Source organism: Mesobacillus jeotgali (assembly GCF_014856545.2).
Taxonomy (GTDB): Bacteria; Bacillota; Bacilli; order Bacillales; family Cytobacillaceae; genus Mesobacillus.
Map to the genome: position 1 here is coordinate 1376167 of NZ_CP109811.1, position 15195 is coordinate 1391361.

Below are 15195 nucleotides of genomic sequence, written 5' to 3' on the forward strand. Positions count from 1 at the left end.
CAATTTAATTTTAAATGAAAAAGAGTAGATAAAAGACAAAGAAATTAATAAATGCTAGTATAATGAAATGTACATAAAGGAAAGGGGGTAAGGTGTATGTCTGAAGAACGTCAGGAATCAGCATCCAGGCAGCAAATCAATTCCGAGTTGCTGATGGAAGCACTTTACTCTGAGAAAATTGATGATTTCCGTGCGGAATTTCTTGACTTGCATCCATATGACCAGGCCGAATTTTTCAGTGAGCTTGATGATGAGGATCGCGCGAAGGTTTATACCTTCCTATCACCTGAAGAGATGGCTGATCTATTCGAGAACCTGGAAGCTGATGAAGAAGACTTCAAAGATGTATTGGCCCAGATGAATCCTAATTACGCGGCTGATATGCTTTCAAATATGTATGCGGATGACGCGGTCGATGTCCTGAATGAACTCGATAAAGACCAGGTCGCCAGTTATTTGACGATTATGGACGAAGATGCAGCACAGGAAATCAAAGACCTGCTGCATTATGAAGAATATACAGCCGGAAGTATCATGACGACTGAATTCATCGCGATTTCTGCCAACCAGACGGTGCGATCGGCAATGTATATCCTGAAAAAGGAAGCGCCGCAAGCTGAAACGATTTATTACATTTTTGTCGTCGATGAAGATAAAAGGCTGGCTGGTGTAATATCTTTGAGAGACCTGATTGTTGCTGATGATGAAACGATGATTGCTGAAATCATGAATGATCGAGTCGTCTCTGTTTCGGTTCGTGAGGACCAGGAGGAAGTAGCCAGGATGATGCGGGATTATAATTTCCTCGCCCTTCCTGTTGTCGACTTCCAAAACCATCTCCTCGGAATCATCACAGTTGATGACATAATAGATGTCATGGAAGAAGAAGCTTCGGATGACTATTCGAAGCTTGCAGGTATCGCGGACCTTGATACCGTTGACCGAAATCCATTAAGTGCTGCCAAGAAGCGTTTGCCATGGCTGATCATTTTGCTCTTTTTGGGCATGTTTACAGCAAGCCTTATAGGAAGATTCGAGGATACATTGGATAAGGTCGCTATTTTGGCCGTTTTCATTCCTCTCATCGCCGGAATGGCAGGAAATACGGGTACCCAGGCACTCGCTGTAGCCGTCAGGGGCATCGCCACGGGGGACCTTGATAAAGAGAGTAAATGGAACATTATCCTTAGGGAAGCAGGAACTGGATTTATAACTGGTGCAGTTTGCGGCATCCTTGTTACATTCATCGTCTATTTTTGGAAAGGTGAACTTTTCCTCGGGGTTTTGGTAGGAATTTCTATCTTCATCACTTTGATCATTGCGACACTGGCAGGATCGCTGGTTCCGCTGCTCATGCACAGATTGAAGATCGATCCTGCCGTCGCATCAGGTCCGTTTATCACGACGATTAATGATATCATCAGCATCTTGATTTATTTTGGAATTGCTACTGCTTTCATGAGCTATCTAACTTAATATACAACGTTCAGATGTTAACTGTTCGTTTGAGACAGGTACAACGTAAACCCTATTTAACAAAGGAGGGAAGAGGATGGAACATCATGCTTCGATTACCTCACTCGTAATCGTCATCATTGTTGCATTTTTAACACCTATTTTATTGCACCGCTTAAAATTGAACATCATACCAGTTGTAGTCGCAGAAATCATTATGGGCCTAATTATAGGTAAAAGCGGCTTCAATATCGTCCATGAGGATGCCTGGCTTGGCACCCTGTCTACATTAGGATTTCTGTTCCTAATGTTCCTGAGCGGATTGGAAATAGATTTTTCCGCTTTCACAAGTGGCAAAAAGAATAAATCGGTGCCAAAAAAGGAACCTAACACATTTGCAGTTGCATCAATTATCTTCGTGGGCATTTTCATTGCTTCGTTAGGATTGTCTTATTTATTTGTACTTGCCGGTTTCATCGAAAATGTATTTTTAATGACGCTGATAATTTCCACAATTTCACTTGGGGTCGTAGTGCCTACACTTAAAGACGCCCATTTGATGAAGACCAATATCGGCCAAATCATTTTATTGGTGGCCGTTATCGCGGATCTGGCAACGATGATTCTTCTAGCTGTCTTTGTCTCCCTTTATGATGGCGGAGAAGGAAATACATGGCTGCTTCTCATCCTGTTTGCGGCTGGAGTTGCTTTGTATTTCGTTGGAAAAGTCTTTAAAAACCGTACATTCATCAACGCTCTCTCAACCGGTACTACCCAAATAGGTACTCGTGCGGTCTTCGCACTGATTATCTTGCTGGTGGCGATTTCTGAAACGGTTGGAGCTGAAAACATCCTTGGAGCGTTCCTTGCCGGGGTACTTGTTTCACTGCTGGCACCAGACCAGGAAATGGTCCATAAACTGGATTCATTTGGCTATGGATTTTTAATCCCGATATTCTTTGTTATGGTCGGGGTTGACCTGGATATTTGGGCCTTATTCAGCGATAAGAAGCTTCTAATGCTGATTCCGTTATTACTTCTGGCATTATTCTTATCTAAGTTGATTCCAGTCTACCTATTGAAAAAATGGTATGATACGAAAACGGTATTAGCAGCTGGGTTTTTGTTAACGTCAACACTGTCACTTGTCATCGCCGCAGCGACAATAGGTGAGAGAATGGAAATGATCACTCCGGAAATGAGCGGTACACTGATTCTAGTTGCGGTCATCTCCAGTGTTCTAACACCAATTTTATTCAAAAAGCTATTCCCGCAGGAAAAAGCAGAAGAGAAGAAGGTAAAAGTGGTCTTCATTGGCGCCAACCAGATGACACTTCCTGTTTCCAGAGCCCTGCAGTCTTCATTGTATGAACCGGTTCTTTTTCATACGAAACAGGAAAAAGCGGATAATCGGATTGCTGATTCAGTGTTTGAAATCATCGAGATGGAGAATTACGAAATTGATACCCTTGATAAACATGAAGTGTATAATGCGGATATCATTGTCATCTCCACAGGTGATCCTGACCTGAACGCAACGATTGCTGTCAGTGCAAAGGAACATGGTGTTGGACGTGTCATCGCCAGAATTGAAAGTCCGGACCTGGCAGAGAAAGCTCAGGAAGAGGGAATCGAGGTATTCTCAGTCCTGCGTTCAACTGAATCACTGCTGCGTGCGATGATTGAATCACCAGGCGTCATGACAATCCTGACCAATCAGGAAAATTCCCTGCATGAAATCAGGATGCTGAATGATCACTTCGACGGTATGACACTTCGACGCTTCCCGTTCACTGGAGATGTCATTTTTGTTCGTATCTTGCGTGAGAACGAATCAATCGTGCCTCACGGCGATACCGAGCTGAGGCTGAATGACCGTCTGATTGTTACAGGTTCCAAGGAATATGTCGATGAACTGAAGCGTGAACTTGAATTCTGTTTTTGGTGTTAATTAGAAAAGCGCAAGCGCCTTGGTCAGCCCCGACAAGCGCTGGAGGGCCTGACAGTGAAGTCGTTCTTTGACTTTAAAACAACTTTCAAAGTTGAATTTTCACTTTCATAAACTTGAAACTAAACCCGCCTTCCCGGCGGGTTTTTCTTTTCAAATGAAATAATATAGTGTAGAATTAGCACTAGGTACTAATAACTTGTATTAACAGGGGGAAGTTTTAAAAATGACTCTTTCATTGAACGGTAAAACATATGTAGTAATGGGTGTAGCTAATAAAAGAAGTATCGCCTGGGCTATTGCTCAATCTCTCCACAATTCAGGGGCCAATTTGATTTTCACTTATGCAGGAGAGCGCCTTGAGAAAAGCGTGCGAGAACTTGCAGCATCTCTTGATGAAAATTATTTAGTCTTGCCTTGCGATGTGACAAGTGATGAAGATGTTGCTAAATGCTTCAAAGATATAAAGGAAGCGGCTGGCACAATTTATGGTGTCGCTCACTGTATCGCTTTCGCAAACAAGGAAGAATTACAGGGCGACTATATGAATGTATCACGCGATGGATTCCTGCTGGCCCATAATATCAGTGCATACTCACTGACTGCAGTCGCCAAGGAAGCGAAAGAGCTGATGGCTGAAGGCGGCAGTATTGTCACTTTGACGTATCTCGGCGGTGAGCGTGCGATCCCGAACTACAATGTCATGGGTGTGGCAAAGGCATCCCTGGATGCAAGTGTCCGTTACCTGGCGGCAGATTTAGGTAAGCACAATATTCGTGTAAACTCTATTTCAGCAGGCCCAATCCGAACACTTTCTGCTAAAGGTGTAAGTGATTTTAATTCTATTTTGAGGGATATTGAGGAAAGAGCTCCGCTTCGCCGCAACACTACTCCGGAAGAAGTCGGTGACACAGCCGTTTTCCTTTTCAGTGACATGTCCCGGGGGATTACTGGTGAAAATATCCATGTCGATTCAGGGTTCCATATTTTATAAAGTTCTTTTAAGAAAGCAAAGTCCGCTTGAAATTTCAAGCGGGCTTTTTATGTCTAGGTAACTTCCTTCAAAAAGTTTTAACCCTGGGTAAATGTCCAGCATAAACATAAAGAGACTAATTGATTCGACCCGGGAGGTTTGGAAAATGGCCCGAAGAAGAAAACGCTTGAACCCACTGTTATATATTGACCAGCCGACATATCAAGAGGTTGCAACGAGCATGCAGAATAAATTTAAGTTCAATGATCAAGAGCAAGGTGAAGAGAAGGAAAATCAGCAGCCAGAAGAAAGTGCTGGGGAAAGTTCAGTTGCAGTTGATACACTGGAAAACAGTTCTGAGGAAAGCTCTGAGAGAGTAGGAGAAATCGAAAAGAAACCCTTTAAGGAAATGTCAATCGAAGAAAAGATTGGATATTTGGCTCAATTTCCTGCATCGATTGTGAAAATCCAATACAGCTTTATTACTTCGGAAAGTAGGGTTGTAGGTTATTTTATTTCGAAGGAGGATGATTACATCACAGTCTTTCCAAGAAATAAACGTAAGCCAGTAAAGATATTGATAGAGAATATCCAGGATATTAAGGTAAGTGGATTATAAAAAAGGAAAAGGGCTACCTGATTGGCAGCCCCTTATTCTTACAGGTCTTCCGTAGCTACTGGATCCAGGCAAACCACTGCGCAGAAGCAGTCAAGGTCTATTGTCATACAGATGCCAGTTCTAAAGAAAGTTGTTGTGCCATTGATTTGGCTGCAAGGATCTGCACATTTGCTCAATCCGTTTGGATCATCAGTTGTTGTCAGCAACTCAAGCTTCGCGCAGTTGTCATCGACTTTTGACACCCTGAAGAAGAACGACTCAATGCATTGCAATGTTTGAGAAGTGCCGTTCCTTGATAGCAGTTGAACCCCTGTGCCAAGGAATGGTTCACAACCGCAGTACAAGATTAGCGGAATTGTATCGAAAGTAGCAGGTGTTGATGCACCAGCCAGAAGGTCCTGGATGGATTTGTGACAGCTAACATCACAATCACCTTCATCGTTGTCAACCTCGTCTTGAGCGTCTGCAACTCGCTTTAAAATATCCGCTACACAACTATCTGTGTCAAATTTTCTTTTTCCACAAGACATATAATTCATCTCCTTTTAGTTGATATGACCTATTGTCCTTAATAGAATATGAATTGCCCTCCTAATGGTGTGGGTGTTTGTCTAATTTCACCATGATTCCCATAAAAAAATGATGACAGGAGCGGACAGGCTCAAGCCTATACATAGGGATTTGCCCCGCATAAACTGTAGTGAATTGACTTAACACTGGTGGTGAAATGGATGGGGAATTGGCTTGATCTATGCCTCCTTGTATTTGCGAGCTTCCGTTTGACCAGGCTGATTGTTTATGATTCAATCACTGAATTTCTTCGGACTCCATTCCACGGTATAGTGGAGGAGACATTGGAGGATGGGAGTACGGAAACTTATATAGAAATAAAGGGGGAGGGGCTGAGGTACTGGATTGGTGAGCTGATAAGCTGCCACTGGTGCACCGGGATTTGGACGACTACCTTCCTGTATGCAGGCTATGTATTGGTTCCGCGGCTAACAATGCCAGTCATCACGGTGCTGGCAATCGCAGGCATCGCATCGGTGATCCAGCATCATTTTATAAAAGACTGACGACTTTAAATTAGTGAGTCCGTCCAGAACCCATTGGAATCCTTGTTCATAAACTATTATATGGACTCTTTAATGAAGGGGTTGTAATAATGGAGGAAAAACAAATAGCGCAAAACAGCAAGGGTTCAACGGAGTCAAAAAGCAATGCCTCGACCCGCCGAGTACGAAAAAAACGCGGATGTGGTTGTGGAAAAAAGAAAAAACAATCGTAAAAGCAGCGTCTGCCTGATTTTCTGGCAGACGTTTTTTTATGTGAATATAGTTCAATGGGGAAATCTATAAAGGCCAATGAGGATAATTTTAAAAGGGGCGTAAATCTTATAAAAGACATATCCATTTGCTGAAAAGATGGCTTTACAGTACTTGGAAATAAAAGCCTCACTAAAAAATTCATAAATTGGGTTTTAGACGTGGAAAATAATTTTATCAGATGAACCATAGGAAGGGATTAATGATGAATATGAAACAGGCTGTAAATCTTTTGGCAATATTAATAATGCTTGGAGCTGGCCCTGCTGGCTGTACTTCTTTTGGAAAAACTTCACCAGAGAGCAGAGCATCCATGATTCAGTCCGTCAATCCTGATCCTGGCGCGACAAATGATCTGGATGAGAAAGATATCAAGCTTGCCAAGAAAGTTAAGAAAGATATCGCTGCACTTGATGAAATTTATGATGTAGCAGTCATTGCCGGAAAAAAAGAAATATTAGTCGCATACAAGGTCAAGCATTTAAAGCGCTTCGGGATGAAGCGGATCGAGAAAGAAATCAACAAAAAATTGGAAAAGAATTATCCTGATGAAGATTTCATTGTTTCCAGTGACTATAAGATTTTTATCGAGGCGGTGGAGCTTCGGGAGAGAATGAAAGATCCGTCCTTTCCGGATAAGAAAGCCGAAGAGCAATTGCAGCGGATTATTTCGCTCAAAAAGGAATTAACATAAGAAAGGATGGGTGAAATGGGGGATAAAAAAAAGCAAAAAATGACACCAGAGCAGCAGCAGTATCAACAGCTGGAACAAAAGCATGAACTTAAACGTCCAGTAGTTAAAAATTGCATCAAAGCTTTTTTGGTTGGTGGGTTGATTTGTACCATAGGTCAGGCAATCACCTATTTTTATATATACTTTTTTAATTTTACAGAACAAACAGCTGGTAATCCGACAGTAGCAACGATGATTTTCCTTTCCATGCTGTTGACAGGATTTGGTGTATATGACCATATCGGCCAATTTGCAGGTGCGGGCAGTGCTGTACCGGTTACTGGCTTTGGAAACTCTGTCATTTCAGCAGCGATCGAACACCGAACTGAAGGGTTTGTCCTCGGTGTCGGGGGAAATATGTTTAAACTTGCAGGTTCTGTTATCTTATTTGGTGTCTTTGCAGCCTTTGTAGTTGCACTGGTAAAAACTTTGTTGACGATGATGGGGGTGCTGTAAATGTTGATTGGAAAGCAATCATGGCAATTTGCAAACAAACCTGTCATTGAATCATGGGGCTCATCAGGTGGTCCTTTCGAGGCTGAGGGGAAATTGGCAGCAGATTTTGATGTCCTCCATGACGATTTGTGGATGGGAGAAGAATCATACGAGAAAGCACATAGAGTTTTACTTGAGGAGGCAATTAAGTCTGCGTTGCAGAAAGGGAATTTCAACAAAGAGGACATGCAATTTATGCTTGCTGGTGATTTAATCAACCAGATCACACCGACCAGCTTTGCGGCAAGGACGATGGAAATTCCTTATTTTGGCCTCTTCGGAGCCTGCTCTACCTCAATGGAGGGCCTTGCGCTGGCATCATTTATTGTGAATTACCAGGGAGCAAAGAAGACTGTAACCGGCGCATCGAGCCACAATTCGGCAGCAGAAAAACAATTCCGTTACCCAACCGAATATGGCGGTCAAAAACCACCAACAGCACAGTGGACTGTAACCGGGGCAGGAGCGGCTGTCGTAACGGACAATCCGGATAAGCATGAAAAAATCGTAACGACCTCTGCCACAATCGGGAAGGTAGTGGATATGGGGATTTCAGACCCCTTTAATATGGGCGGGGCAATGGCTCCTGCAGCCGCTGATACAATCATTGCCCACTTTAAAGATTTGAATCGAGAACCCTCCTATTATGATTTAGTTGTCACAGGTGATCTTGGAAGGATTGGGCAGGCTACTACATACGAGCTTTTGCAGCAGTCTGGATTAGAGATTACCAAGGAACAATTTCAGGATTGCGGTTTGATGATTTACAATGATGACCAGCCAGTCCAATCTGGCGGCAGCGGTGCAGGATGCTCCGCTTCCGTCCTGTATGGCCATTTACTAAACCAGATGAAAAATGGTGTCTATAAGAGAATCCTTGTTGTTGCGACAGGAGCTCTGTTATCACCGCTATCATTTCAGCAAAATGAAACTATTCCATGTATAGCCCACGCTGTATCTATAGAAATGAACTAAAAAGGAGGAATCGAATTGCTGCCAATGTTTTTCTGGGCTTTTGTTGTTGGAGGCTTGATCTGTGTATTCGGCCAGCTGATGTTTGATATTGTAAAATTGACACCAGGACACACGATGAGCTTGCTTGTTGTTATTGGGGCTGTCCTTGATGGTTTTGGACTTTATGAGCCCTTGATTGATTTTGCAGGAGCAGGTGCTACGATTCCAATTACAAGCTTTGGTAATTCGCTCGTTCACGGTGCTCTTCAGGAAGCAGAGCAGCACGGATTGGTCGGTGTCCTGACAGGTATGTTCGAAATCACGAGTTCAGGTATTTCGGCTGCTGTGATTTTCGGCTTTATCGGCGCCCTTATCTTTAAGCCAAAAGGCTGATTCTGTGTCACAAGGGATGATCAAATGCCTGATATTCTTAGAACCATTATAAGGTCCATCTTGCTGATTCTAGGCTTATTTATCATTACAAAGCTTCTTGGGAAAAAGCAGTTGTCGAGTTTGTCATTTTTTGAATATATCGTTGGAATCACTGTAGGCGATATTGCTGGCACATTAGCGATGGATCCTGATTTGAGCTTGAGGGATGGAATTGCCAGTCTGGTTGTCTGGTCGTTCGTCCCTTTGGCAATTTCAACGATATCCTTAAGAAGCAGAGCTTTTCGAAAAATAGTTGAGGGGAAATCAACTACCTTCATTGAAAATGGCAATATTCTTGAAAAGAATATGCGTAAAGAAAAATACAGCATAGATGAGCTGCTGGAGCAACTCCGCAAGAAAAGTGTATTCAAAGTGGCTGATGTGGAGTTTGCTTCGCTTGATTCAAATGGAGAATTGAGTGTTTTATTGAAAAAAGCAAAACAGCCTTTGAGATATGAGGATATTGCAATTAAGATCGAAGAAGAGTCTGCCCCTGTGGCCGTTCTAGTCGATGGAAAATGCATCGATGAAAACTTAAGGCGGATAGGTGTAGAAAGAAGTGCATTGATGGAACAAATCCAGGCTAAAGGATATCAGCCAGATCAAGTATTTTATGCAGAAATGGATTCTAGAGGAAATCTTAGTGTTGATTTATATGATGAATTTATATCCTGCCAATTCCCGGACTTTGATCATGTTTAATACATGATTTCTGGATGGATGGGGGCTCGCCCATACATATTCGTTAAGCCTTACATATATTGCTATTGAGTAATAAAAAGTGAGGTGAAGAAGAATGGGCTACGGTTGGTGTGGCGGCGGCTACGGCTACGGAGGCGGCGGCTATTACGGCTCCACTTTCGTATTGATCGTCGTATTGTTCATTTTGTTGATTATTGTAGGAGCAAGCTTCTACAACTAAAGGTAAAGAAGGAAAAGCTGTTCCAATTGGAGCAGCTTTTTCTGCATAGACTAATGATGATTTTAATGGGCTCTCTTTCACCATTTTTAGCTTCCTTCATACAATAGAGTAGTTAAAGAAGGAGGCGTGATTTATATGGATAATAATTTCTTCAAGAATATAGAAAAAAAGACTGGCGTTAATATGAATGATGTATTTGAGTTAGCGAATTCATTACAAAATGCGAACTTTAAGGATGAGCAAACTGTAAGAGGCGTTATTCGCCGTGTTTCAAAAATGGCTAACAAGCCAGTAAATAAAGAAATGGAAGACAAGATTGTAGAATCCATTGTCAAGGATGGAAAGCAGCTTGACTTTGGCCAGATCTCCAAAATGATCAACAAGAAGTAATTCTTGAATGCCAAATCAGGACCTGAGTTATATTCCCAGGTCCTGATTTGGCATTTTTCTTTTTAAATTGGATAAAAAACGGGAAGGATTAGCTTTCCTGCCTCGCCTTCTTTGTGGCACAGAAATGAACAAGTTCTTTTCTGCTCTAGTCACAGCTACATAAAGTAGACGGCGTTCTTCCTCGAGAGGCTGCAAGTCCCCATTACGATAGGCATCCAAAGCGTAATCATGAGGGATGCTTCCGTCTACTGTACCGATGATATAAACATTGCCATATTCAAGTCCCTTGGCTCGATGAATGGTACTGAGGGTGATGGCGTCAGTCATATTCCTGCTGCTTCGCTTTATTTCTGCGTTCATGGCTGTCATATGGTCAGCATGCTCAAGGAAATCTCCGACAGTTTTAAAATTTCGCGCAGCTACTTTTAAATCCCGAATGTCGTCAGAGCCCTTTTCAAGCTGGTTGCCTTCATTTCCGCGCTTTTTGATAAAGTCCTGATAACCAAGGTCCTTTTCGACTATATCGATTGCCGATACCGGCGACAGGGAAGACAAAGAGCGTACAATCGGTATGAGTCTTTTCAGCTTTTGTTCCTGGAAGGCAAATCCGGTTTTCACAGTGGTAAGTGCTTCAAGCATGGAACAATCGTTCAGGATGCTATTAGCTTGTAAATCACGGAAAACCGACTGCTTTAAAAAGAGAGATGGCAAAATATTTTTAATTGCATCAGGATCGTCAGGATTCATACTTAGACGCAAAAATGACAGCATTCCTTTTACCATGAATCGCTCGTAAAAGGATTCTATGTCCTGATCAAGGCGGAATGGCAAGCTGGAATTCGCGAGTCTCTCGAATATTGCGCGGCTGGCAGCATTCGTCCTGAACAGGATGGCGAAATCACCTGGGCGTTCCTCCTGTTCGATCCGCTCTTTTATATCTGTCAGGATCATCGTTGCCTCTTCTTCTTCATCATAAGGATGGAAGATGACTGGCGGACACTCACCGGAAAATTGGGCTCTCATTTCTTTTTCATGGCGTGTGAGATTCGCGGAAATTAAAGTGTTGGCTGTCTCAACAATCTCATGCGGCGAGCGGTAATTTTGGTTTAATATGATTAGTTTAGTGTGTTGAAAATCTGTCTTAAACTTGGACAGGTAGGCAGGATCACTGCCTCGGAATGAATAGATAGACTGATCATCATCGCCAACAGCGCAAACATTCCCATGCTTTTCAGACAGCATTTTCATGAGTTCATATTGAACTTTATTGATATCCTGAAACTCATCGATTAAAAAATAGTGAAAACGATTTTGGTAGTTTTCCAGTATTGCAGGATTTTCCTTAAAAAGCGTATAACAGCCGAGAAGCATGTCATCAAAATCGAATAGTTTCTGCCTGTCTTTAGCAGCTTCATAGTCTTTATACAGCAAAGCCACCTTTTCTTCCCAAGGGGATTCAGGCTTAACTTCACCAGGCATGATCATCGTATTTTTCCATAAACCGATTTGCTGGAGAGCCAGGTCATAGGCGAACTCTTTTTCGTCAAGCTGGAGCTTTCGGCCAGCCTCTTTCAAAATCTGTTCCCGCTGCCATTCCTTTTTCATAAGCTTGTCAGATGACCATGTTTCACGTTCGTGAAAACAAAGGATTCGGTAGAAGATGCTATGGAAGGTGCCAGCAATCAGCTGGTTGACCTTAGCGGGAGACATGCCCGGGTATAGGGCAATCCGCTTCTTCATCTCAGCCGCAGCCTTCGCTGTGAAGGTAACAAGCATGACAGAACCAGGATCAATGTTCTTCTCTTCAATCATGAAGGCTGTTCTCGCGGTCAGTACTCTCGTCTTGCCACTCCCAGCTCCTGCTAGAATCAATAATGGTCCCTCTGTAGAAACAACAGCTTTTTCCTGGTTGCCATCAAAATGGATCCCAGCTTCTTTAAGTTGTCTTAAATAGTTTAGCTTTACCCCTGGCTTAGCCGGCGGGAGCGGATTAAATGGTGAAGGAATCTTTACTTCGCGAGGAAAAACGAACTTTTCCTCTGTTTCAGCTTCAGCCGTAATGGAACGGGACTTTGGGATTCGGAATCCATTTCGTTCGATATATTCTGCTTTCTCGGACGGCTGGACTGAAAGGGGGGATTCACGTTGTTCATTGCAATCTTCTTTTGAGGAAAGATGATGGTAGAAACGTGGCTTGTCCTTGATGCCGAGGTAAAAACGTACCGGACCTCCGCATACAGAACAGGTAAGCATTCCTTTTTTTCCATCATCATATAGCTTTTGATAGTCCTCGCGGTTATATTGATCAAGGCTTATTATCTGATGATTATACTTGGCTGTTTTCATGTTTTCCCTCATCTCCGACCAAAAATAGCACAATCTTTATCATAGCAGAATATGATTTTTAACAAAAGGTGTTTTGTACACGGTAAATGACTTCGGGAGTTTTTATTATCTTGGCTGATAACAGGAAAATTTTTCTCATTAATAGTTTTATACGGTCATAAATAGGGAAAAGGAAAAGAAGAATATAGTGAGAAAAAAATAATAGTACTTGGGGGATATCAAAATGGGATACATTCTTCCAGTGACAAATTATCAATATATACAATATGCAGAGCGTGAAATAGGAACCGACTATGATCCATTTATGATTCAAAAAGTGAGCAGGGTCCGTAAAGAAGATCTGGTGGAAAAGGGTCAGGAACAACAAGAGCAAGCCGTTGCACCAATGCAAAAGCGGAAGGGCCAGCAGCCTGTCGCACGTATGCAGCTGGCGGCCTCTGATACAAGCTTCAGTTATACGGATCGGGTTTATAAGAAAAAGGTAAATCCTTTAGTGGTCAGCAAAGCATATGCTGAATTAACCGGAAAAGGAAGGCACTACAGCGAGTCGATTTAAACTCAGCTGTTGTGCTTTTTTTGTTGCTTCGGAGATTAACTAGTTGTGGGTAATTAAAATTAATAGTTCTATTCGGAAACAGGGGAAAAAGAAGACTCCACTCTTATTAGAATGGAGTCTTACTAAGTTTTAAATAGATTTTTTCATTGTTTTGTGTGGAATCCCGGCATCCATGAATTCTTCCGATACTGTTTCATATCCTAGTCTGGAGTAAAATGGGATAGCATGTGTTTGTGCGTTCAATTTTAAGGTTGATATGCCCTGTGACTTGGCATATTCCTCAATTTTATTCATGACCGCAACACCGGCACCTGTCTTGCGGTTCTCTTTTAATACGCAAATCCGTTCAACCTTGCCGATTCCATCCAATACACGGAATCTCCCGGCTCCAGCAGCTTTTCGGTTATCATCATATAACACAAAATGGATAGAGTCGGATTCATATTGATCAATTTCTTCTTCTTCAGGAACATTTTGCTCATGAATGAAAACAGTCTTGCGTACTTCGAATGCATCTGCTAATTCTTGTTCGTTGTTGACAATTTTTACTTCCACGTTTTATTATTCCTTTCCAAGCCTGAATGTTTCATATACTGTCCACGAACCATTATCCAGCTGGTACAGTAAGTGTATTCTGTCGGCTGTATCCTCAAATTGCACTTTTGACATCCTTAATGAACCATATACATCGGAATGTTCATCGTCTGACATCTTCTGTCCGATGGTGATATGAGGAACAAAGTTATACTCCTGGTCTCCATCGAATGTGGCATTCAGTTCATTATGAAGCCTTTCCAAATCTTCTGGTGATTCAACCTTCAAGTAGATTACGTTGTTAACGGGCTTAAAGGAACCAATCTTGGTGACCTTGATATTGACTGGTTTGAAATTCCTGGCGATTGAATCGAGTTTGTTCGCGATTTCCTTGATTTCTTCCTCCGTTGCTTCAAAAGAAGACTTCAATGTTAAATGAGGAGGGATTAACGCATAGTGAGGATCATAACGCCTTCTCATTGAATTTGCATAATCCTGAATTTTTTTCGATGGAAAAATGACAATTCCGAATTTCATCTCAGGTACCCCCGTTTCATTAGTATGGTGCATATCGATTAACTGTATAATATGATTTACCATTCATTATAACAAATATTCTAAATATATAATATAAAGATGCATACATTATGAAAACATATGTCTGATTGCCCTCTTTAGGTCCGGCTGCCAATGCGTCCATGTATGATCCCCGCTGAATTCATCGTAAAAATAGCCAAAGCCTCTTTCCTTGAATACTTTCGAAAGCTCTCTGTTCGGTGTCAGAAAGTCTTTGTTTTTGGAAGAGGTCTTTACTTCTGTTTCTTGGTCACCAACAGTATGGTAAATCTGGAGCAATTCTGGTTTGTCAAAACCCTTGACAGCCGCAGCTACATCCTCATTTACATACGGTGACTGAAGCAATGCCTTCCCAAATGTGTGAGGATACTGGAGAGCTGCAAGCAGTGAAACTGTGGCTGCGAGTGAATCACCAATCAGTGCGCGGCCCATTCCCATTTGATAGGTAGGATATTGTTCATCCAGGTATGGTACGAGCTCATGAGCGAGAAAACGGATATAAGCTTGATGCTGCTCACCTTTTGGATGATACTTGCGCCTTCTGTCCTCGACTGATTCATATGGGATTCCCACAATGATGACGTTTTCAATTTCCTTTTTGCCAAGAAGTTCGTCCGCAACTCTTCCAATCCGTCCTAACTGGAAATAATCGCGTCCGTCTTGTGCTATCAGTAATGAATATTTATATAATGGAGAATAGTTGGCAGGCAAGTATACGAGCATGCTCACTTCTTCTCCCAGTTCCTTGCTTTGCAGCGTTATCTCTTCGATTTTGCCCATTGGAAAACCCATTCATTTACCTCCAAATCAATGTGATCTTGTATTCCGACACCATGATTTTAGCATATGTATTTTAAAAAAGCTTTTATGGAAATCTACCTATATCGTGAAAGAAATATAGCAAGCAAGTAACATGTTTGACAATTGTGTGAAGTCT

General features: G+C 42.1%; 19 protein-coding genes. 14 read left to right on the forward strand and 5 right to left on the reverse strand.

Features of this window, described 5'->3' with window-relative positions:
* The first annotated feature begins 153 nt into the window (after nucleotides 1-153).
* The 4 genes from mgtE (at nucleotide 154) to FOF60_RS06820 (ending at nucleotide 4995) form a co-directional block, all read left to right on the forward strand.
* A complete protein-coding gene (mgtE, locus tag FOF60_RS06805; protein WP_225650254.1) occupies nucleotides 154-1476 on the forward strand; it encodes a magnesium transporter in 1323 nt (440 codons plus the stop codon).
* Between the two features lie 76 nt (nucleotides 1477-1552).
* Nucleotides 1553-3406, forward strand: coding sequence for a monovalent cation:proton antiporter family protein (locus FOF60_RS06810; RefSeq protein WP_192472296.1), 1854 nt, complete (start codon nucleotides 1553-1555; stop codon nucleotides 3404-3406).
* A gap of 223 nt (nucleotides 3407-3629) precedes the next feature.
* Nucleotides 3630-4397, forward strand: a complete 768-nt coding sequence (gene fabI / locus FOF60_RS06815) for an enoyl-ACP reductase FabI (protein WP_192472297.1) — start codon at nucleotides 3630-3632, stop codon at nucleotides 4395-4397.
* Between the two features lie 145 nt (nucleotides 4398-4542).
* Entirely contained in the window at nucleotides 4543-4995 is a 453-nt protein-coding gene (locus tag FOF60_RS06820) for a CotO family spore coat protein (RefSeq protein ID WP_192472298.1), read from the forward strand.
* Nucleotides 4996-5033: 38 nt separating this feature from the next.
* Here FOF60_RS06820 and FOF60_RS06825 read toward each other — a convergent pair whose 3' ends face one another.
* A complete protein-coding gene (locus FOF60_RS06825; RefSeq protein ID WP_192472299.1) occupies nucleotides 5034-5525 on the reverse strand; it encodes a CotY/CotZ family spore coat protein in 492 nt (163 codons plus the stop codon).
* 201 nt (nucleotides 5526-5726) lie between these two features.
* On the opposite strand from FOF60_RS06825, the gene FOF60_RS06830 reads away from it, so the two are divergent.
* The 9 genes from FOF60_RS06830 (at nucleotide 5727) to FOF60_RS06870 (ending at nucleotide 10246) form a co-directional block, all read left to right on the forward strand.
* Nucleotides 5727-6071, forward strand: a complete 345-nt coding sequence (locus FOF60_RS06830) for a DUF1360 domain-containing protein (RefSeq protein WP_192472300.1) — start codon at nucleotides 5727-5729, stop codon at nucleotides 6069-6071.
* Nucleotides 6072-6160: 89 nt separating this feature from the next.
* Complete coding sequence (locus FOF60_RS06835; RefSeq protein WP_264647653.1) at nucleotides 6161-6283, forward strand: hypothetical protein; 123 nt, start codon at nucleotides 6161-6163, stop codon at nucleotides 6281-6283.
* 239 nt (nucleotides 6284-6522) lie between these two features.
* Complete coding sequence (locus FOF60_RS06840; protein ID WP_225650242.1) at nucleotides 6523-7014, forward strand: YhcN/YlaJ family sporulation lipoprotein; 492 nt, start codon at nucleotides 6523-6525, stop codon at nucleotides 7012-7014.
* 15 nt (nucleotides 7015-7029) lie between these two features.
* On the forward strand, nucleotides 7030-7509 hold the full coding sequence (gene spoVAC, locus FOF60_RS06845) for a stage V sporulation protein AC (RefSeq protein WP_192472301.1): 480 nt from the start codon (nucleotides 7030-7032) through the stop codon (nucleotides 7507-7509).
* Nucleotides 7510-8523 (forward strand): stage V sporulation protein AD, encoded by a 1014-nt coding sequence (gene spoVAD / locus FOF60_RS06850; protein WP_192472302.1) that lies wholly within the window; start codon nucleotides 7510-7512, stop codon nucleotides 8521-8523.
* 15 nt (nucleotides 8524-8538) lie between these two features.
* On the forward strand, nucleotides 8539-8895 hold the full coding sequence (spoVAE, locus tag FOF60_RS06855) for a stage V sporulation protein AE (protein ID WP_167833796.1): 357 nt from the start codon (nucleotides 8539-8541) through the stop codon (nucleotides 8893-8895).
* Nucleotides 8896-8919: 24 nt separating this feature from the next.
* Complete coding sequence (locus FOF60_RS06860; RefSeq protein ID WP_192472303.1) at nucleotides 8920-9636, forward strand: DUF421 domain-containing protein; 717 nt, start codon at nucleotides 8920-8922, stop codon at nucleotides 9634-9636.
* A gap of 94 nt (nucleotides 9637-9730) precedes the next feature.
* Nucleotides 9731-9856: a YjcZ family sporulation protein gene (locus tag FOF60_RS06865; protein ID WP_102261904.1), complete on the forward strand. Its 126-nt coding sequence runs from the start codon at nucleotides 9731-9733 to the stop codon at nucleotides 9854-9856.
* Between the two features lie 135 nt (nucleotides 9857-9991).
* Nucleotides 9992-10246 (forward strand): sporulation-specific transcription regulator SpoVIF, encoded by a 255-nt coding sequence (locus FOF60_RS06870; protein ID WP_041968191.1) that lies wholly within the window; start codon nucleotides 9992-9994, stop codon nucleotides 10244-10246.
* Nucleotides 10247-10273: 27 nt separating this feature from the next.
* Here FOF60_RS06870 and FOF60_RS06875 read toward each other — a convergent pair whose 3' ends face one another.
* On the reverse strand, nucleotides 10274-12592 hold the full coding sequence (locus FOF60_RS06875; RefSeq protein WP_192472304.1) for an ATP-dependent helicase: 2319 nt from the start codon (nucleotides 12590-12592) through the stop codon (nucleotides 10274-10276).
* A gap of 223 nt (nucleotides 12593-12815) precedes the next feature.
* On the opposite strand from FOF60_RS06875, the gene FOF60_RS06880 reads away from it, so the two are divergent.
* Nucleotides 12816-13148 (forward strand): hypothetical protein, encoded by a 333-nt coding sequence (locus FOF60_RS06880; protein WP_192472305.1) that lies wholly within the window; start codon nucleotides 12816-12818, stop codon nucleotides 13146-13148.
* 129 nt (nucleotides 13149-13277) lie between these two features.
* On the opposite strand, the gene FOF60_RS06885 is transcribed toward FOF60_RS06880, so the two are convergent.
* The 3 genes from FOF60_RS06885 to FOF60_RS06895 form a co-directional block, all read right to left on the reverse strand.
* Nucleotides 13278-13703 (reverse strand): GNAT family N-acetyltransferase, encoded by a 426-nt coding sequence (locus FOF60_RS06885; protein WP_192472306.1) that lies wholly within the window; start codon nucleotides 13701-13703, stop codon nucleotides 13278-13280.
* A gap of 6 nt (nucleotides 13704-13709) precedes the next feature.
* Entirely contained in the window at nucleotides 13710-14219 is a 510-nt protein-coding gene (locus FOF60_RS06890) for a YjcG family protein (RefSeq protein WP_192472307.1), read from the reverse strand.
* 108 nt (nucleotides 14220-14327) lie between these two features.
* Complete coding sequence (locus FOF60_RS06895) at nucleotides 14328-15050, reverse strand: alpha/beta hydrolase (RefSeq protein WP_192472308.1); 723 nt, start codon at nucleotides 15048-15050, stop codon at nucleotides 14328-14330.
* Nucleotides 15051-15195 lie beyond the last annotated feature (145 nt).